Below are 17,064 nucleotides of genomic sequence, written 5' to 3'. Positions count from 1 at the left end.
ACGGAGAAAAACCAGACCTTGACTTGAACAGGCCAACTGCACTATGCAGTAGCACAGTTCCGGATAGCGGACGTGCTACGCGCGTTCACGGCCTGGTCCGTCGCGGCGCCCCCTCGCGACCCGGCCCTCCGGTCAACAGGCGCACCCGCACGGCCGGTTCGTGAGACGCGTGACTCGATGCGCCCCCAGTGCACCGGTACCGTGGGTTAGGTCACGCTTACTACTGGTTCCCCTCGGGCATCCACCCTCGTAGGGCCGCCGGACAGTGCGACCCCTGCGACACACCACCGACACCGATGCCTTCGAGGGACGGAAACCGTCATGCCGCGTCCGACTGCCGCACAGCTCGCCTACGGTTCGGCCACCGTCGTCGTCTCGACCGTCGCCATGCTTCTGATCTCCCGTGCGACGACAGCGCTCGGGGTCGCCGTCGTCGGGGTCGCCGCCCTCGCGCTGGGCCTGCTGGTCGCCGTGAGCCTGCCGGCGCCGGACAGGACCAAGGCGGCGCGCACGGCCGGTCGAGGCCGTGCGGCCGCCGTCGAGGACCGCTCCCTCCCCGCGGAGCCCTCGGCCCGGGTGCCCGCCGCCCGCACCCCGGACCGGTACCGCGTCGGGCAGCACTCAGGGCGCCGTTGACACCACCACCGTCTTGGCGGCCTTGTCGTGCAGGCCCTGCTTGTACGGCTTGTCCACCAGGATGAGGATCAGCAGGATCAGCGGCCACAGACACGGGCAGCAGATCAGCTGCGGCAGCCAGAGCACCACGGCGCGTGTGAGGGAGGAGCCGGTGTCGGGCGTGCTCCCGTCGTTGAGCATCGCCACGCGCATGTTCATGAGCTTCTTGCCCAGGGTCTGGCCCGAGCTGCGCACCATCAGGGTGTCGTAGCCGACGTAGGCGATGATCGAGATGAGCTGGAACACCCACTGCCCGCCGGTGCTGCTGCTCGCCACCCACTCGTCGAAGCCGTCCCCGGACGCGACCCTGTCGTAGATCCCGAACGGGATGCCGATGATCAGCAGCGGAATGGCGACGATCAGCCAGTCGATGATGCGCGCGAGGATGCGCTTGCCGGAGTCGGCCAGCGGGGGCATCCCGTGCAGCGGATCGTCCCCTCCGTAGGGGTCGCCCCCGTAGGCGTGCGGATCGTACGGCGGCGGCGGGGCGCCGTAGGGCGAGCCGGCACCCGGCGGTGGAGGACCGCCGGGAGGCGGGGCTCCGTGCGGGCCCCCACCGGGCGGCGGGGTGCCGTAGGGACCGCCGCCACCGGGCGGCGGCGCACCGTGGGGACCCTCGCTCGGCGGAGGGCCTCCGGGGGGCGGTTGCCCGCCCGGGGGCGTGGGCTCCTGCGGCTCCTGCGGCCTCTTGCGGAACGGATCGTCCTCGGGCGGCGGGCCGGGCGGCTGGTCGTTGCTCATGGGGGCAGTGCACCCCGCCCCACCGGGCCCCGCAACGGCTCACGAGCCGTTCGGGGGACGGCAGGGCCAACGGGACGAACGGGGCGTCAGCCGGCCACGAAGGTGTGCGCCGCCTTGTCGTGCCAGCACTGCCGCCACGGGCGGTCGAACACGCACCACAGCACGTTGAGGACGCCGACGACGAGCACGCCCAGGAAGCCGTGCACCAGCCAGCGCAGCAGGGCCGCCACGAACGACGGCGGCTCGTGCGACTCGATGTCCCGTACCTGGAGCCCCAGCAGCCGCTTGCCGAGCGTACGCCCCCACCTGGAGGTCGGCAGCGCCTCGTAGAGCGTGCCGAGCACGAGCATCGTGATGAGCGAGAGCCCGAGGTGGAAGGCGGTCGTACCGTCGATCAGCCAGACCGTGACCGTCTCCCCGGACAGCTTCGCCGCCTGGATCTTCTCGTCGATGTGCGCGAGCGCCGCGGAGACGAACGGGTACGAGGCGGCGGCCACGAGCGCGCCCAGGACGGCGGTGTCGATCAGCCGGGCCGCGAGACGCCGGCCGAGCTTCGCGGGGCGGGCCGAGGCCTGGGCCTGGGCGGCCAGCAGGAACGGATCGCTGACCGGGGGCTTCCAGGGAACGACCGGCGGCTCCTCCTCGGGAGTCTGCGCCAGCCGATGGACCTGCTGCGCCCAGGAGGGGGACCCACCGCCCGACCCCGCGGACACGGGCGGCTGCTGCGGCTCCGGCTCCTGCGGCTGCCGAGCCGAGGGCGGGGGCGTGGGCGTCGGCTGCTGGGCCGGCACCGGCGCCTGGGCGGGCGCCTGCGCCTGCGCCATTGGCTGCGCGGGCTGCTGCGGGGAGGGCGTCATCGTACGGATCGACATCGTGCCCTCGGCGGTCGGCGTGCCACGCTGCGCACCCTGGGCGGCACGGTTCGTGACCGTGCCGTCGGACACCGGCCGCTCCGGCTCCTCGGCGGGCCCGCCGACACTGCGCACACCGGGCAGGGCGCCACCGGTCGGGTCCGGCCCGGCGCCCGCCGGCTCCGGGTCGTCGTCGAGCGCCGTGCGGCCGGCCGGCCGGTCGAACCGGACTCCGGGCGGTCCCCCACCGTCGCCCGTGCCCGCTCCCGCCGCGCCTGCCGCACGGGGGTCCTGGACCGTGGCGTCCGGCCTGTCCCATGCCTGGCCGGCGACCGGTGCCGAGGCGTCCGGGCCGGAGCCCGGCAGACCTCCGGCGCGCGGGTCCTGGGGGGCGGAGCCCCAGGAGACCCGGCGGTCGCGGTCGCCGCCGAAGCCCGACTGGCGCGAGGCGTCGGCCCCCCAGGCGGCGGACGGGTCCGGGCGGCCGCCGGCGGACGGATCCGGGTCCTCGTCCAGGAAGACGGGCCCCGTCTCCTCGACCGCCGGCACGGACGGGGCGGGCGGTACCGCAGCCGCGGGCGGCGCGGAGGTCGCGTGCGCCGAGGGCGGCGACGCCGGCATCGTCTCGCCGTCCTTGGGCGCCGGCCGGCTCGTGCCCGGCACCCACGCCGTGCCGTTCCAGTACCGGACGTATCCCGGGATGGACGGATCGGGGTAGTAGCCAGGCGTGGGGCTGCCGTCGCCGGTTGCCGGGGTGGGGGCGCTCATCACCGTGGTCCCGTATCTCCTGAGGACGTCGAGGGCGTCGAGGGGGTCGATTCAAGGGTCCACATCTATCAGACCGCCGCGCTGTGCTGGGCCCGTCCCGGCGTAAGGCCCACTTTCCGGTATCACTGTGCCGCACTGCCGCGACCGCGTGCCGGGTCACTGAGAAGTTGGGGGCGGAAGTCGCGTAATAGTCGGCGGGGATGGCGCTCTCTCCCTGCGTGGCCCGCCCCGGGGCCTCGTACCAGGAAAGGAAGTCGCAGTCTCATGCACACCGTGGTGGAACGAGAGCTGGAGCTCAAGCTGGTCCTGTCGCCGGAGCGCAGTGTCCCCGTGCCGGCCAGGCTCACGTACCGGGGAGATGACGCGTATGCCGTGCACATCACCTTCCACATCGGGTCCGAGCATCCCGTGCACTGGACGTTCGCCCGTGAACTCATGGTGGAGGGGGTCTTCCGGGCGTGCGGCGAGGGCGACGTCCGCGTCTGGCCCACGAGGGAGGGCGGGCGCAGCGTCATCCACATAGCGCTGAGTTCGCCAGAGGGCGAGGCTCTGCTGGAGGCTCCCTCCGCTCAGGTGTCGGCGTGGCTGGAGCGAACGCTGCGGGCCGTGCCGCCGGGAACGGAACCCGAGCACCTCGGGTTCGAGGCCGAACTGGTGGAACTGCTCGCGCCGGCCCCGGCCGACGGTCTCCACGGCCGCGGCCCCTCCCCCGCCCGCGGCGGCGACGGGTCCCGTCCCTCGGAAGAGCCGAAGGACGGTGAGGCGTAGCCGGAGTGGCGGCGGGGAGGGCGGCCCGGCGGTGTCCGCGGTGCCGGTCCCGGAGACGGGGCCGGCACCGCGGCCGCGGAAGACGGTTGCCGGACGTGGCAGACGGACACCGGACCGGGGGGAACGCGTCACCGACGTGAGGCCGGGTACACCTGTGCCGCATCCGTCGACAACGTCCCCGGGCAGAACGCCTAGAACAACTTGCCGGGGTTGAGGATCCCGAGCGGGTCGAAGGCCTTCTTGACCGCCTGCTGCAACTCGACTCCGACCGGGCCGAGTTCGCGGGCCAGCCATTCCTTCTTCAGGACGCCCACGCCGTGTTCGCCGGTGATCGTGCCACCGAGCTCCAGGCCGAGGGCCATGATCTCGTCGAACGACTCGCGGGCGCGGGCCGATTCGCCGGGGTCGTGGTGGTCGAAGCAGACGACGGGGTGGGTGTTGCCGTCGCCCGCGTGGGCGCAGAGGCCGATGGTGAGGTCGTACTTCTCCGCGATGGCCGCGGTGCCGTCGATCATCGCGGCGAGCCGGGAACGCGGTACGCAGACGTCGTCGATCATCGTCGCGGTCCTGACCGCCTCCAGCGCGGTCAGCGACAGCCGGCGCGCCTGGAGCAGCAGCTCCGATTCGGCCGCGTCCTCGGCGGGGACGACCTGGGTGGCGCCCGCCGCGGCGCACAGCTCCCCGACGGCGGCGAGGTCGGGCCCGGGGTCGGGGGTGTCGAAGGCGGCGAGGAGCAGCGCCTCGGTGGTGTCCGGAAGGCCCATCTGCGCCATCGCGTTGACGGCCCGGATGGTCGTACGGTCCATGATCTCCAGCAGCGACGGCGTGTGGCCCCGCTCCATGATCGCGCAGACGGCGTCGCACGCGGTGGCGGCCGAGGGGAACTCCGCGGCGAGGACGAGTTGCTGGGGCGGCTTCGGCCGGAGCGCGAGCACGGCTTTGACAACGATGCCGAGACTCCCCTCCGAACCGACGAAGAGCCGGGTGAGGTCGTAGCCGGCGACGCCCTTGGCCGTGCGGCGGCCGGTACTGAGGAGCCGGCCGTCGGCCAGGACGACCTCGAGGCCGAGCACGTACTCGGCGGTGACGCCGTACTTCACACAGCACAGCCCGCCGGACGCGGTGCCGATGTTGCCGCCGATGGTGCACGTCTCCCAGCTGGACGGATCCGGCGGGTAGTACAGCCCGTGCTCGCCGACGGCCCGTGACAGCACGGCGTTGACGACACCGGGCTCCACGACGGCGATCCGGTCGACCGGGCTGATCTCCAGGATGCGGTCCATCTTGACGAGGGAGAGGACGATGCAGCCGTCGGAGGCGTTGGCGGCACCGGACAGGCCGGTGCGGGCCCCCTGCGGTACGACGGGAACGCGCAGTTCGGTCGCCGTGCGCATGACGTGCTGGACCTGCTCGACCGTGCGCGGCACCACCACGACGGCCGGGGTGCCCGCGTCACAGAAGCTCGCCATGTCGTTGCGGTACGAGGCCGTGACGTCGGGATCGGTGATCAGGGCTTCGGGCGGGAGGTTCTCGCCGAGCCGGGAGAGGAGATCGTCCATGATCCCAGATTCGCACCGGGGGCCATCGGTGTGAACCCGTCCGCGATCCGCGTCGCTCCGCCGGGTGGGCACTTCGTACGGGACCAAAGGGTGGCGCACAGTGATCGCCATGAAGAAGCGATACGCGCCACTTGCCAGGAACGCAGTGATCGCCTCGCTGGTCGCCGGTGCGGTCGCCACCGGAATCGTGCTCGTCGGCCCGGGCCGGGACGACGGGCCGCCGCTGCCCGCACCGGGTCCCGCGGCCCGGACCGTACTGGCGGAGGGCCCCGGGGCGGCCCTGTCGGGGGCCGAGCTGTCGGCGCTGATCGCAGGACAGGAGCACCGGCTGGCCGGGAATCCCGGCGACCACCTGTCGTGGGCGGTGCTCGGCTCGGCCTACCTGGCGCAGGGCGCCCTGCTGGGCGACCGGACGGACTTCCGCCGGGCGGAGAAGGCCCTGCGGCGTTCGCTGGAGGCGCTGCCGGGCGAGAAGGGCAATGCGGACGCCCAACTGGGGATGGCGGCGCTGGCCAACGCCCGCCGGGACTTCGCCACGGCTCGGCGCTGGGCCGAGAGCGTCCGGGCGCGGTCGCCGGAGCAGTGGACGGCGTATCCGGTGCTGATCGACGCGTACAGCGGGCTCGGCTCCTACGGGGCGGCCGCGAAGGCCCTGCAGACACTGGAGGAGCTGCGGCCCCGCACCGTGCAGACACTGATGCGGGCCTCCCAGGTGCACCGCGACAACGGCAGGCACGAGGACGCCGAAGCACTGGCGGACGAGGCGTCGTCCCGGTCGGGCGGCAAGGCGGAGCGGGCCGCGGCACTGCATCGGCTCGGCGAGCTCGCCTGGGAGCGGGGCGAGCCCAAGCAGGCGGCGGCGTACTTCGACACCGCGCTCCGGCTGGAGCCCGGCCACCATCCGTCCCTGGCGGGGCGGGGACGGGCCTCGGCGGCCCTAGGCCGCACGGACGACGCGCTGCGGGACTACGGGGCGGCCATCGAACGGGCGCCGATGCCCGAGTACGCCCTGCAGGCGGGTGAGCTGTACGAGTCGCTGGGCATGGCCGGGGAGGCACGGGCCCACTACGAGAAGGTGCGCCGGCTGGCCGCGAAGGCCCGGAAGTACGGGGTGAGCGAGGAGCTGGCGCTGGCGCGGTACGAGGCGGACCACGGACTGGCGAAGGCGGCGGTGCAGCGCCTCGCGCAGGAGTGGAAGCGGGGGCACCGCAGCGCGCATGTCTCGGACGCGCTGGGCTGGGCGCTGTACCGGGCGGGGCGGGCGCAGGAGGGGCTGAAGTACCTGAAGCGTGCGACGCCGCCCGGGCTGCGCAGCGCGCTGTCCCTGTACCACCAGGGCGAGATCGAGCGCGCGCTCGGCCAGGACGGCCCGGCCCGAAGGCACCTGAGGGAGGCGCTGCGCCTCAACCCGTACTTCTCGCCGCTCCTGGTGCCGCGTGCGAAGCGCGCCGTCTCGGTCCTGGGCAATCCCCCTCCGGGCGGCCCCGTCGACGTCGAGGGCGAGCCGTGGACGACGGACGAGGATCTGCCGCCGGAGGACGACGGGGCGGCGGAGGACCGCGAGGAGCGCCCGTCCCGCCGCCCGGGCGGGGACGCCTCCGGCGAGCCCCGCGATTCCGGGTCCGCCCGGCCCCGCGACGGCGACTCCCGTGCTCCGCGTGAACCGCGTCATCCGCAGGAGAGCCGGCAGGCCGGGAGTCCGCGGGAGACCCATGACGGCGAACCGTCCGGGACCTGACACCTCGTCCGGTGCCGGGCGGTCGCGCACGGCCGGGCCCGCTCGGCACCGGAGCCGGCACCCGGAAGCGCCGAGGCCGGCCGGGGCGCCCGGGCGGACGGACGGGGTCAGCTCGGGCGGGCCCGATCAGAGCGGTTCGGAGCGGCTCGGGACGGGCGGCCGGGGCGGTTCGGGGGAGGCGAGAGCGGCTCGGGACGGGCGGCCGGCCCGCGGGGGCCGCGACCCGGGGCGGGCTCAGAGCACCGCCGTGCCGATCAGGGCGTTCCGCGGGATCAGACGGGCGAGGGCGGGCTCGTCGAGGTGGGACGTGCCGGGCGGACGCATCGGGAGGACCATGTAGCGCGTCTCGGACGTGGAGTCCCAGACCGTGACGCGCGTGGTGTCCGGGAGGCGGACGCCGAACTCCTCGAGGACCGCGCGGGGTTCGCGGACGACGCGGGAGCGGTAGGCCTCGCTCTTGTACCAGCTGGGGGACGGCCCCAGCAGGCGTACGGGGTAGCAGGAGCAGAGCGTGCAGACGACGACGTTGTGCGTGTCGGGCGTGTTCTCGACGACGCGCAGGCGCTGCGGCTGGACCCCGCCGGCGGACAGGCCCAGTTCGCCGACGGCGGCGGTACCGTCGGCGAGGAGCCGCGCGCGGAAGTCCGGGTCTGTCCAGGCGCGCGCGACGACCCGCGCGCCGTTCGCCGGGGAGGCCCCCGACAGGAACGCGTCCAGGGTCTCGTCGAGCGCCGCGCCGGCCACGAGCCCGCGGTCCTCCAGCAGCGTCTCCAGGCGGCGTACCCGCCGGCTGATGTCGGCGTCGGTGTGCCCTCCGGTCATGGCCGTCCGTCCTCTCCGCCGGCCGCCCGCCCCGGAGACGCCCCGGATGCCGCGACGGGCTCGGCCCGGTGCCCCGGATCGTCCTCCAGATAGCTCTCGAACAGGTCGAGGACGACCTCGTGGTCGCCCTGGCCCCACAGCTCGCGCGCCGGGAAGCGCACCGCGTACACCTGCTCCAGCGGCGCGTCACCGCGCCCCTGCGCGTTGCGGTCCGCGAGCGGTGCCCGGCCCTCGGGCTCGACGACGGTGCCTCGCTTGCCGCGGGCGTAGCGCGGCAGCCGGGTGTGGTGCGGCGGGTCGTGGTGGACGGTGCGCACGCGGGCACCGGCGGAGAACCGGTCAGTCATCGAGCTCGCCCGCCTCGATCACGCCCTTGCGCTCCAGGAGCGTGCGGATCGCGAAGAACCAGCGTTCGTAGTAGGACGCCGCCAGGTAGTCGGCGGGCGCCATGGACTCGATCGCGTCGCGGAACTCGTCCAGGTTGTAGACCTTGCCCGCGATCAGCGCGGAGTTCAGCGCGAAGACCCGGGCCTCCCAGTCGGCATGGAAGGGCTCCGTGTCGTCGGCGGTGTCGATGGGCCCGAAGCCCTGCATTCCGCCGACGTCGTTGATCCTGGCCATGAGGCGACCATAGCCCCGTACCGGACGCCGCGCGGCCCCACGGGTCAGGTTCCGTGGGGCCGCGGGGACGGATCCGGACTCCTTGCGGGCTCAGAGGTTTCCGCGCTTCTCCTGCTCGCGCTCGATCGCCTCGAAGAGCGCCTTGAAGTTGCCCTTGCCGAAGCCCATCGAACCGTGTCGTTCGATGAGTTCGAAGAAGACCGTCGGCCGGTCCTGCACTGGCTTGGTGAAGATCTGGAGCAGGTAGCCGTCCTCGTCGCGGTCCGCGAGGATCTTCAGCTCACGAAGGGTGTCGATCGGCACCCGGGTGTCGCCGACCCACTCGCCGAGGGTGTCGTAGTACGAGTCGGGCGTGTCCAGGAACCGCACCCCGGCCGCCCGCATCGCGCGCACGGTGGAGACGATGTCGTTCGTGGCAAGCGCGATGTGCTGGACGCCGGCCCCGCCGTAGAACTCGAGGTACTCGTCGATCTGCGACTTCTTCTTCGCGATCGCGGGCTCGTTGATCGGGAACTTCACCTTCAGCGTGCCGTCCGCGACGACCTTGGACATCAGCGCCGAGTACTCGGTCGCGATGTCGTCGCCGACGAACTCCTTCATGTTGGTGAAGCCCATGACCTTGTTGTAGAAGGCCACCCATTCGTTCATCCTGCCCAGCTCGACGTTGCCCACGCAGTGGTCGATGGCCTGGAAGGTCCGCTTGGCCGGGGGCTCGACGATCGGGTCGGCCGCCGAGAAGCCCGGAAGGTACGGGCCGCTGTAGCCGGAGCGGTCCACGAGGGTGTGGCGGGTCTTGCCGTACGTGGCGATGGCGGCGAGGACGACCGTGCCGTGCTCGTCCTTGAGCTCGTAGGGCTCCTGGATGCCGCGGGCGCCGTGCTCGGTGGCGTAGGCGTAGGCGGCACGGGCGTCCGGCACCTCGATGGCCAGGTCGACGACGCCGTCGCCGTGCTCGGCGACGTGCTCGGCGAGGAAACGGCCCCGGTCGGTGGACGCCTTGATGACGGAGGTGAACACGAAGCGGGCGGAGCCGTTGGTCAGGACGTAGGAGGCGGTCTCCCGGCTGCCGGTCTCCGGCCCCGCGTAGGCGACCAGCTTCATGCCGAAGGCCGTGGAGTAGTAGTGGGCGGCCTGCTTGGCGTTGCCGACGGCGAAGACGACCGCGTCCATTCCCTTCACCGGGAAGGGGTCGGCCTGCCTGCCGGTGTCGGGGGTGTGATCCAGGGTCTCAGTCATGGCGGCAGACTCCCGCCGATCCACAAGCTGCGCAATAGTTCGTGTATCTGCTGGGCAATATGCTTGGTCGGGGTCCGATTTGTTCGGGCGACCTGTACAGGATGACCACTCGGGAGGCTGGTGTGGCGATCGATCATCTGGACGGCAGGCTCATCGTGCTGCTCGCACGGGAGCCCAGGATCGGGGTCCTGGAGGCCTCCCGCCGGCTCGGGGTCGCCCGCGGCACCGTCCAGGCGCGGCTGGACCGGCTCCAGTCGAACGGGGTCATCCGCGGTTTCGGCCCGGACGTCGACCCGTCCGCCCTGGGCTATCCGGTGACCGCGTTCGCGACCCTGGAGATCAAGCAGGGGCAGGGGGCCGACGTAAGGGCGCACCTCGCCACGGTTCCCGAGGTGCTGGAGCTGCACACGACCACCGGTCACGGCGACATGCTGTGCCGGCTGGTCGCCCGGTCCAACGCGGACCTCCAGCGGGTGATCGACCGCGTCGTCGGGTTCGAGGGCATCGTGCGGGCGTCCACGGCGATCGTGATGGAGAACCCGGTGCCGCTGAGGATCATCCCGCTGGTGGAGCAGGCCGCGGAGGACGCCCGCTGACACCGGCGTGGAGTTCCCGGGACGCCGGGGCCCGGCCCGATCTCCGGCGCCGGACGCGGGGCGGGGTCGGGTGGCCGGGGGCGGCTCGGGGCGGGCCCGATCGGGGCGGCGGCTCTGGGCGGGGCGTCGCGCCACCGGCCCGTCAGCACTTGGGGACGTCGCCGCCCTTCTGCAGGGCCTTGAGCGACGACACCGCGTCCGTCAGCTCGGTGACGGGAACCAGCGTCATGCCCTCGGGCAACTGCTCCTGCGCGATGGCGCACTCCGCCTTCGGGACGAGGAACACGGTGGCGCCGTCACGCGCCGCGGCCTGGGTCTTCAGGGCCACCCCGCCGACCGCACCGACCTTGCCGTCGGCGTCGATCGTGCCCGTGCCCGCGATGTTCCGGCCGCCGGTGAGATCACCGCCCGCGCCGTCGCCCGCGAGCTTGTCCACGATGCCGAGGGAGAAGAGGAGCCCCGCGCTCGGGCCGCCGACATCGGCGAGGTGCAGGGTGACCTTCACCTGCGCCGGGTCCTCCTTGAGGTAGCCCAGGGCCGCGTCCACCGCACTGTTCTGGGACTTCCGCATCTCGGCGGTGTTGTGCTTCTCGATCTCCTCGTCGGACTGCCCGGAGGGGTAGACGGAGTCGTGCGGCAGCACGGCCCGGTCCTTCCGGATCCACGCGTCCGCCACGTCGCCGAGATCGACGTCGACCGAGGGCCCGGTCGCCACGATGGTCGTCATCCGCAGCTGCCCCCGCGTCGGCCGGACCGGCGCTCCGGTGATCGTGATCACCGGCTTGCCCCGGTCGAACCCCAGCACGTTCGTGGTCTGGCCGGGCTGGGCCACGGTGAACGGCAGGGGCGCGAACGCCGCCACCGCCAGCAGCGCGGCGACGGGCACGGCGCAGACGGCGAGGGCTCGGGGACGGGAGAGACGCGAGAGGCGAGAGAACACGCTGTCAATGTATCGGTCCGCCCGACGCCCCCGGACCGGGGCCGGACCAGGACCGGTCCGACCGGGCCCGCGCCTGCGCCTGCGCCTGGGGACGCAAGGGCCGCTCGGCGGCCCGACGGCCGCGGCAGCCGGGCGCTCAGCGCAGCGCGTCCGCGACCTCGCGCGCCGCGTCCACCACTCGCGGTCCCACGCGTTCGGGAACCGAGTCCGCCAGCATGACGACGCCGACGCTGCCCTCTATGCCGGTCACCCCGACGAGTGCGGCGGCGGCTCCGCTCGCGCCCGCCTCCAGTTCGCCGTGCGTGAGGGTGTACGCGGGCTCGGTGAGACCCCCCTGGCGGGCGGCGAGGATCGCCTTGCCGGCGGCTCCCCGGTCCAGCGGGTGACGGAACCCGGCCCGGTACGCCACGTGGTAGTCCGTCCACGTCGGTTCGACGACCGCCACCGCGAGCGCCTCCGCCCCGTCGACCAGCGTGAGATGGGCGGTCGCGCCGATGTCCTCGGCGAGCGAGCGCAGCGCCGGAAGCGCTGCCTCCCGTACCAGTGGGTGCACCTGACGGCCGAGGCGGAGCACGCCCAGCCCCACCCGGGCCCGGCCGCCCAAGTCGCGGCGGACCAGGGCGTGCTGCTCGAGCGTGGCGAGCAGACGGTAGACGACGGTCCTGTTGACGCCGAGCCGGTTGGACAGTTCGGTCACGGTCAGACCGTGGTCGGTGTCGGCGAGCAGTTTCAGGACGCGCAGTCCTCTGTCGAGCGTCTGGGAGGTCTCCGCGGTCACGACGCCCTCTCCTTCGAGATGAGTGCGGCGACGCTCTCGCGGCTAGCGGCACCGGTCCCATCGGCGACGCACGGAGAGGCCGCCGGCAGGCCATGGCACACCGGCTGCGCTCCGCGGCGGCGCTGCCACGGGGCGTTTCATTTGCGGGGACAGTAGCGAGCCGGTTCGCTCAGCGGAAGACCTCGTCCAGAATCCGGGCGCCGAAGGCCCGTGACGTCCTCTATCGACGGGCAAGTCGGGACGACCAGCGACTTCACGGCATACCTCCCTCTTCGGCCTGCGCCGAAGAGTGCTTTCCGCGCGGGCCTGCTCCGCCCCGACGACGTCCTCGGCACCGCCCGAGGACACCGCCCAGGTGCCTCGTGCGTCGGTGTGCGGAGTGTTGCGCGCCTCGGCGCACGGGTGGTCGAGTGCGCGGACCGGGGCCACCGTGCGCCGGCCGGCATACGGAAGCGCGAAGGGGCCCGGACGATCCGCCCGAGCCCGTCAGCCGTCCGTGCGCCCACCGCACGAGCGTCGACCCCCGACACTCATCGCACGGAACCCCCGACGCTCACCGCACGGGCGTCGACCCCTCCGTGCGCCCACCGCACCGGCGTCGGCTTCCGCGTACGCTCACCGCATACGCGTGGCCCACTCCTGCACCTTCTTGATCCGCTCCCGGATCTGCCCCGCCGTCGCCTCCGCGCTCGGCGGCCCCCCGCACACCCTCCGCAGCTCGGTGTGGATCACTCCGTGCGGCTTGCCGCTCTGATGGACGTACGCGCCCACCATCGTGTTCAGCTGCTTCCGCAACTCCAGCAGTTCCTTGTGCGAGACCACGGGCCGGCGTTCCGCGGGCAGTTCGAGCAGATCCGCCTCCGCGTCAGGCTTCTTGCGGCTGTGCGCGATCTGCCGCGCCTGCCGCTTCTGCAGCAGCAGTTGCACCTGGTCCGGCTCCAGCAGCCCCGGAATGCCCAGGTAGTCCTGCTCCTCCTCGCTGCCCGGGTGGGCCTGCATACCGAATTCGGCGCCGTTGTACATCACCCGGTCGAAGACGGCGTCGGACTCCAGCGCCTCGAAGGGCAGCATGTCCTGTTCGCCGGTGTCCTCGTCCTGCTGCTTGTTCGCCTCGTCCATCTCCTGCTCGGACTCGGCGTAGGGGTCCTCCTCCCCCTCCTTCTTCGGCCGGTCGAGCGCGTGGTCCCGCTCGACCTCCATCTCGTTCGCGAAGCTCAGCAGCATCGGGATCGTCGGCAGGAACACCGACGCCGTCTCACCGCGCCGCCGCGACCGGACGAAACGGCCCACGGCCTGGGCGAAGAAGAGGGGCGTGGAGATGGTGGTGGCGTACACGCCGACCGCGAGCCGGGGAACGTCGACTCCCTCGGACACCATCCGGACGGCGACCATCCAGCGGTCCTGGTTGCCGCTGAACTCGTCGATGCGCTTGGAGGCGCCCGCGTCGTCGGACAGCACGACGGTCGCCTTCGTACCAGTGATCTCCCGGATGAGCTTCGCGTAGGCGCGCGCCGAGTCCTGGTCGGAGGCGATGACCAGCCCACCCGCGTCCGGAACGGCCTTTCTGACCTCGCTCAGCCGCTGGTCGGCGGCGCGCAGCACGTTCGGCATCCAGTCGCCGCGCGGATCGAGCGCGGTGCGCCAGGCCTGGGAGACGGCGTCCTTGGTCATCGGCTCGCCGAGCCGGGCGGCGACCTCGTCGCCGGCCTTGGTGCGCCAGCGCATGTTGCCGCTGTAGGACAGGAAGATCACGGGACGGACGACGCCGTCGGCGAGGGCGTTGCCGTAGCCGTACGTGTAGTCGGCCGCCGAGCGGCGGATGCCGTCGTTCCCCTCCTCGTACGTGACGAAGGGGATGGGATTGGTGTCGGAACGGAAGGGCGTACCGGTGAGGGCGAGCCGGCGGGTGGCGGGTTCGAACGCCTCCAGGCACGCCTCGCCCCACGACTTGGAGTCGCCGGCGTGGTGGATCTCGTCGAGGATGACGAGGGTCTTGCGCTGCTCGCTGCGGTTGCGGTGCAGCATCGGGCGCACGCCGACACCGGCGTAGGTGACGGCGACCCCGTCGTACTCCTTGCTCAGCGGACCGGCACTGTATTCCGGGTCGAGCTTGATGCCTATGCGCGCGGCCGCGGCCGCCCACTGCTTCTTCAGATGCTCGGTCGGCGCGACCACGGTGATCTGCTGCACGACATGGTGGTGCAGCAGCCAGGAGGCGAGGGTGAGCGCGAACGTCGTCTTGCCGGCGCCGGGCGTCGCCACCGCGAGGAAGTCACGGGGCTGTTCCTGGACGTACTTCTCCATGGCGCCCTGCTGCCAGGCGCGCAGCTTGTTGGCCGTACCCCAGGGAGCACGGCCGGGAAAGGCGGGTGAGAGGTGGTGGGAGGCGGTAGTAGACACGGTCTCCGGTTCGAGGCAGGGCTACGGCGTTAGGTAGGACAACCGGGCCACCCTACCGGTGCGGCCACTCCCGGGAGGACCTCACCGGGTCGCACGGGGGCGGGGTGAGACCCGCCTCACAGACCGCGGGCCCGTGCGGCCGGGCCCGTCCTCCCAACGTCCTTCACAGAGTGCGCAGGACGGCCCCGATCAGGGCCGGATCGCTCATCTCACCGGCCGCGACGGAGACGACCAGGTCGTACGCCCGGTCCTGGTCGACGTTGACGGGGTCGGCGCCGTTCAGGGCGAGGAACACCGCCGTCGACAGCCACGCCGTGCGCTTGTTGCCGTCGGCGAAGGGGTGGTTCGAGGCGATCGCGTGCAGCAGAGCGCCGGCCTGCTCCCAGAGGTCCGGGTACGCGGCCACCCCGTACATCCGGGAGCGCGGCCGGTGCACGGCGGACTCCAGGAGACTGCCGGCGCGGAGCTCCGGCGGGTGGCCGCCGAAGGCGAACCGGGCGATCGCGGTCACCTCGCTCACGGTGAGGTGGCGCGTCTGGGCCGTGGTCTGGTGGGTCATTCGCCGAGCCTCCTCAGCAGGCCCGCGTGCTGCTGGGCCAGTCGCCCGGCCAGTGCTGCGAGCCGCTCGCTCTGCACCCGCAGATAGTGGTGCACCGCGTCGTGTGCGAGCTCCTCCGGGCTCCGTCCCTGGGCGTCGGCGAGATCGTGCAGTTCGTCGCGTTCCGCGTCGGTGAGGATGATCGTGAGCTCGTGCATGGCCCGATGCTAAGCGCGACCGCTGCCGGCCGCGCGGTGAATTCCGGGCGTCCGGCGGCCTCAAGGGGTGCGCTCGTCCGTCCCCGTACCCCGTCACGCCCGGCCGACCCTGCGCCGGCGTCCGCCGTACGCCCGCTACCACAGCGACCCCGGATCGAGGCCGGTGCTCCGCGCCGGACGGGGCGGTGGCCGGCGGTCCTTCGGGGACGGGTGCGGCGCCGGGTCCGGCGCGCCGCACCGGAACGGTCCGAACCTGGCACCGACCGAGCGCACCCGCATCGGGAGCAGCACCCGACGTCAGCCGGCGCTGCGCTCGTGCAGCCTTGTGGCGACCCAGGCGCCGAGCAGTGCGACCGCCGCCATGGGCAGGAACACGGCGGCGAAGGCGGCCGGGTGGGCGGCGCTCCCCGCCGCCGCGACCGCACCGTGGCCGCCCGCCGCTCCCCCGCCCAGTGCGGCGAAGGCGGCGCCGCCCGCGGCCAGCAGGAGGACGTTCGACAGTCCGTCGGAGATCTGGAGCGCGGCGGAGTTGGTACCTGCCTCCGCGGGAGGCGACAGCTTCAGCAGGAGCACGCTGGTGGAGGAGATGACCAAACCCATACCGAAGCAGCCCCATCCCCAGGCGATCCCGACGACCCACACCGGCACGGAGTGGATCAGCACGCTCGGCGCCGTCGCGATAGCCGCTGCGACGAGCACCATGCCGGTGACGGTCAGCCGTTCCCGGTACGGCTCCAGGCGCGGCCGGGACTGGACGAACGAGCCCAGCGCCCATGTCGCCCCGCCCACCGCGAGCGACAGGCCGGCCAGCGTCGGCGACAGCCCGCGCTGGGTCACCAGCATCAGCGGTATGAAGGACTCCGCCGCGATGAACGACCCTGCCGCCACACCGCGCAACAGCACGACCGACGGCAGCCCGCGCGCCGAGCGGAACGTGCCGCGCGGCAGCAGCCCGAGCGCGGCCGGCACGAGCAGCGCGGCACCCGCCGCGGCCGGGGCCAGTGCCGACCACCGGAGGTCCTGGGCCGCGTACTGGAGCACGCCCGCGCCGAACGAGATCCCGAACGCCAGCCTGATCCTGCGCCGGTCCAGTGCCGGAATGGGCGCCTCCGGGTCCGCCGGTCCCGATGCCCGCCGCCGTATCGCGGGCAGGGCGAGCGCGAGCGGGACGACGACGAGAGCGGGGATACCGACGAAGACCCAGCGCCAGCCGAGGTGTTCGGTGACCGTCCCGGCCGCGAGCGGTCCGACGACGGAGGGGATCACCCAGCTCGCGGCGAACGCGGCCATGATCGTCGGGCGCAGGCGCTCCGGATAGGCCCGGCCGACGACGACGTACAGCGCGACGATCACCAGACCGCCGCCCAGCCCCTGGACGGCCCGGCCGACGATGAAGTACCACATCGCGGAGGCCGTACCGGACAGCAGGAGCCCCATGGCGAAGGCGGTGATCCCGGCGGTCAGCGGCCCGAGCGGGCCCCTGCGGTCGGCCCACTGCCCCGACAGCACCATGCCGAACAGGCCGGTCGTGAAGTACGCGGAGAAGGCGAACGCGTACAGCGGCACGCCCTCGAGCTCCCGCGCGGCCACGGGCATGGCCGTACCGACGGCGGTCGCCTCGAACGCGATCAGCAGGACGACGGAGACGATGCCGAGGCTGAGGGCGCGCAGGCTGCGCCCGAGCACGCCCCCGGCGTCGGCCGCGGTCCCGGTCCCGGTCGTGGTCTCACCGCGATCGGGACCGGCCTCCTTGAGCGCCGCGTCGCCGGTCCCGGCAGCGTCACCTGGTTCGAGGGCTGTCATGCGCTAAAGCGT

General features: G+C 72.9%; 17 protein-coding genes. 4 read left to right on the top strand and 13 right to left on the bottom strand.

Annotated features, from left to right (window positions below; all coding sequences use genetic code 11):
• The first annotated feature begins 321 nt into the window (after window positions 1-321).
• Window positions 322-636, top strand: coding sequence for a hypothetical protein (locus QMZ92_RS18045; protein WP_283298407.1), 315 nt, complete (start codon window positions 322-324; stop codon window positions 634-636).
• Here the strand turns inward: QMZ92_RS18045 and QMZ92_RS18040 are convergent.
• The gene (locus QMZ92_RS18040; RefSeq protein WP_283298406.1) at window positions 622-1,416 is read right to left on the bottom strand and encodes an RDD family protein; all 795 of its coding nucleotides are present in this window, start codon (window positions 1,414-1,416) and stop codon (window positions 622-624) included. The two genes, QMZ92_RS18045 and QMZ92_RS18040, sit on opposite strands and share 15 nt — an antisense overlap.
• 86 nt (window positions 1,417-1,502) lie before the next feature.
• Window positions 1,503-3,035: an RDD family protein gene (locus QMZ92_RS18035; protein ID WP_283298405.1), complete on the bottom strand. Its 1,533-nt coding sequence runs from the start codon at window positions 3,033-3,035 to the stop codon at window positions 1,503-1,505.
• Window positions 3,036-3,299: 264 nt separating this feature from the next.
• On the opposite strand from QMZ92_RS18035, the gene QMZ92_RS18030 reads away from it, so the two are divergent.
• Window positions 3,300-3,803 (top strand): SsgA family sporulation/cell division regulator, encoded by a 504-nt coding sequence (locus QMZ92_RS18030; protein WP_283298404.1) that lies wholly within the window; start codon window positions 3,300-3,302, stop codon window positions 3,801-3,803.
• Window positions 3,804-3,994: 191 nt separating this feature from the next.
• Here the strand turns inward: QMZ92_RS18030 and QMZ92_RS18025 are convergent, their stop codons facing one another.
• Window positions 3,995-5,362 (bottom strand): FAD-binding oxidoreductase, encoded by a 1,368-nt coding sequence (locus QMZ92_RS18025; RefSeq protein ID WP_283298403.1) that lies wholly within the window; start codon window positions 5,360-5,362, stop codon window positions 3,995-3,997.
• Between the two features lie 109 nt (window positions 5,363-5,471).
• Here QMZ92_RS18025 and QMZ92_RS18020 point away from each other — a divergent pair, with 109 nt between their 5' ends.
• Window positions 5,472-7,100, top strand: a complete 1,629-nt coding sequence (locus QMZ92_RS18020; RefSeq protein WP_283298402.1) for a tetratricopeptide repeat protein — start codon at window positions 5,472-5,474, stop codon at window positions 7,098-7,100.
• Between the two features lie 234 nt (window positions 7,101-7,334).
• Here the strand turns inward: QMZ92_RS18020 and nthA are convergent, their stop codons facing one another.
• From nthA to hppD, 4 genes are all read right to left on the bottom strand, one after another.
• Window positions 7,335-7,922 carry a nitrile hydratase subunit alpha gene (gene nthA, locus QMZ92_RS18015; protein ID WP_283298401.1) on the bottom strand — a complete coding sequence of 196 codons (588 nt, stop codon included), beginning with the start codon at window positions 7,920-7,922 and terminating at the stop codon, window positions 7,335-7,337.
• On the bottom strand, window positions 7,919-8,269 hold the full coding sequence (locus tag QMZ92_RS36070; protein ID WP_349307739.1) for an SH3-like domain-containing protein: 351 nt from the start codon (window positions 8,267-8,269) through the stop codon (window positions 7,919-7,921). Before QMZ92_RS36070 ends, nthA begins: the two co-directional genes overlap by 4 nt.
• Window positions 8,262-8,543, bottom strand: a complete 282-nt coding sequence (locus QMZ92_RS36065) for a hypothetical protein (protein ID WP_349307738.1) — start codon at window positions 8,541-8,543, stop codon at window positions 8,262-8,264. Before QMZ92_RS36065 ends, QMZ92_RS36070 begins: the two co-directional genes overlap by 8 nt.
• Window positions 8,544-8,633: 90 nt before the next feature.
• On the bottom strand, window positions 8,634-9,779 hold the full coding sequence (gene hppD, locus QMZ92_RS18005) for a 4-hydroxyphenylpyruvate dioxygenase (protein WP_283298400.1): 1,146 nt from the start codon (window positions 9,777-9,779) through the stop codon (window positions 8,634-8,636).
• 122 nt (window positions 9,780-9,901) lie between these two features.
• Between hppD and QMZ92_RS18000 the strand changes: the two genes are divergently transcribed.
• The gene (locus QMZ92_RS18000) at window positions 9,902-10,375 is read left to right on the top strand and encodes an Lrp/AsnC family transcriptional regulator (protein WP_283298399.1); all 474 of its coding nucleotides are present in this window, start codon (window positions 9,902-9,904) and stop codon (window positions 10,373-10,375) included.
• A 142-nt stretch (window positions 10,376-10,517) separates the two neighbouring features.
• On the opposite strand, the gene QMZ92_RS17995 is transcribed toward QMZ92_RS18000, so the two are convergent.
• From QMZ92_RS17995 to QMZ92_RS17970, 6 genes are all read right to left on the bottom strand, one after another.
• Window positions 10,518-11,315, bottom strand: coding sequence for a S16 family serine protease (locus QMZ92_RS17995; protein WP_283298398.1), 798 nt, complete (start codon window positions 11,313-11,315; stop codon window positions 10,518-10,520).
• 136 nt (window positions 11,316-11,451) lie between these two features.
• A complete protein-coding gene (locus tag QMZ92_RS17990) occupies window positions 11,452-12,093 on the bottom strand; it encodes an IclR family transcriptional regulator (RefSeq protein ID WP_138054972.1) in 642 nt (213 codons plus the stop codon).
• Window positions 12,094-12,708: 615 nt separating this feature from the next.
• Entirely contained in the window at window positions 12,709-14,493 is a 1,785-nt protein-coding gene (locus QMZ92_RS17985) for a DEAD/DEAH box helicase (protein ID WP_283298397.1), read from the bottom strand.
• Window positions 14,494-14,656: 163 nt separating this feature from the next.
• On the bottom strand, window positions 14,657-15,052 hold the full coding sequence (locus QMZ92_RS17980) for a type II toxin-antitoxin system death-on-curing family toxin (RefSeq protein WP_283298396.1): 396 nt from the start codon (window positions 15,050-15,052) through the stop codon (window positions 14,657-14,659).
• Window positions 15,049-15,249 (bottom strand): hypothetical protein, encoded by a 201-nt coding sequence (locus QMZ92_RS17975; protein WP_283298395.1) that lies wholly within the window; start codon window positions 15,247-15,249, stop codon window positions 15,049-15,051. The genes QMZ92_RS17980 and QMZ92_RS17975 overlap by 4 nt, the downstream gene beginning before the upstream one ends.
• A 297-nt stretch (window positions 15,250-15,546) precedes the next feature.
• Window positions 15,547-17,052, bottom strand: a complete 1,506-nt coding sequence (locus QMZ92_RS17970; RefSeq protein ID WP_283298394.1) for an MFS transporter — start codon at window positions 17,050-17,052, stop codon at window positions 15,547-15,549.
• Between the last annotated feature and the right edge of the window lie 12 nt (window positions 17,053-17,064).

The sequence above is a fragment of the Streptomyces sp. HNM0645 genome, assembly GCF_030056615.1.
Classification (GTDB): domain Bacteria; phylum Actinomycetota; class Actinomycetes; order Streptomycetales; family Streptomycetaceae; genus Streptomyces; species Streptomyces marianii.
This window is presented reverse-complemented; position numbering and strand designations above follow the sequence as displayed.

Coding starts and splice junctions, on each gene's coding strand:
- QMZ92_RS18035 (WP_283298405.1), bottom strand. CDS start 3,035: ATGAGCGCCCCCACCCCGGCAACCGGCGACGGCAGCCCCACGCCTGGC.
- QMZ92_RS18020 (WP_283298402.1), top strand. CDS start 5,472: ATGAAGAAGCGATACGCGCCACTTGCCAGGAACGCAGTGATCGCCTCG.
- QMZ92_RS17970 (WP_283298394.1), bottom strand. CDS start 17,052: ATGACAGCCCTCGAACCAGGTGACGCTGCCGGGACCGGCGACGCGGCG.
- QMZ92_RS18025 (WP_283298403.1), bottom strand. CDS start 5,362: ATGGACGATCTCCTCTCCCGGCTCGGCGAGAACCTCCCGCCCGAAGCC.
- QMZ92_RS17975 (WP_283298395.1), bottom strand. CDS start 15,249: ATGCACGAGCTCACGATCATCCTCACCGACGCGGAACGCGACGAACTG.
- nthA (WP_283298401.1), bottom strand. CDS start 7,922: ATGACCGGAGGGCACACCGACGCCGACATCAGCCGGCGGGTACGCCGC.
- QMZ92_RS18030 (WP_283298404.1), top strand. CDS start 3,300: ATGCACACCGTGGTGGAACGAGAGCTGGAGCTCAAGCTGGTCCTGTCG.
- QMZ92_RS36070 (WP_349307739.1), bottom strand. CDS start 8,269: ATGACTGACCGGTTCTCCGCCGGTGCCCGCGTGCGCACCGTCCACCAC.
- QMZ92_RS18045 (WP_283298407.1), top strand. CDS start 322: ATGCCGCGTCCGACTGCCGCACAGCTCGCCTACGGTTCGGCCACCGTC.
- QMZ92_RS18040 (WP_283298406.1), bottom strand. CDS start 1,416: ATGAGCAACGACCAGCCGCCCGGCCCGCCGCCCGAGGACGATCCGTTC.
- hppD (WP_283298400.1), bottom strand. CDS start 9,779: ATGACTGAGACCCTGGATCACACCCCCGACACCGGCAGGCAGGCCGAC.
- QMZ92_RS36065 (WP_349307738.1), bottom strand. CDS start 8,543: ATGGCCAGGATCAACGACGTCGGCGGAATGCAGGGCTTCGGGCCCATC.
- QMZ92_RS17980 (WP_283298396.1), bottom strand. CDS start 15,052: ATGACCCACCAGACCACGGCCCAGACGCGCCACCTCACCGTGAGCGAG.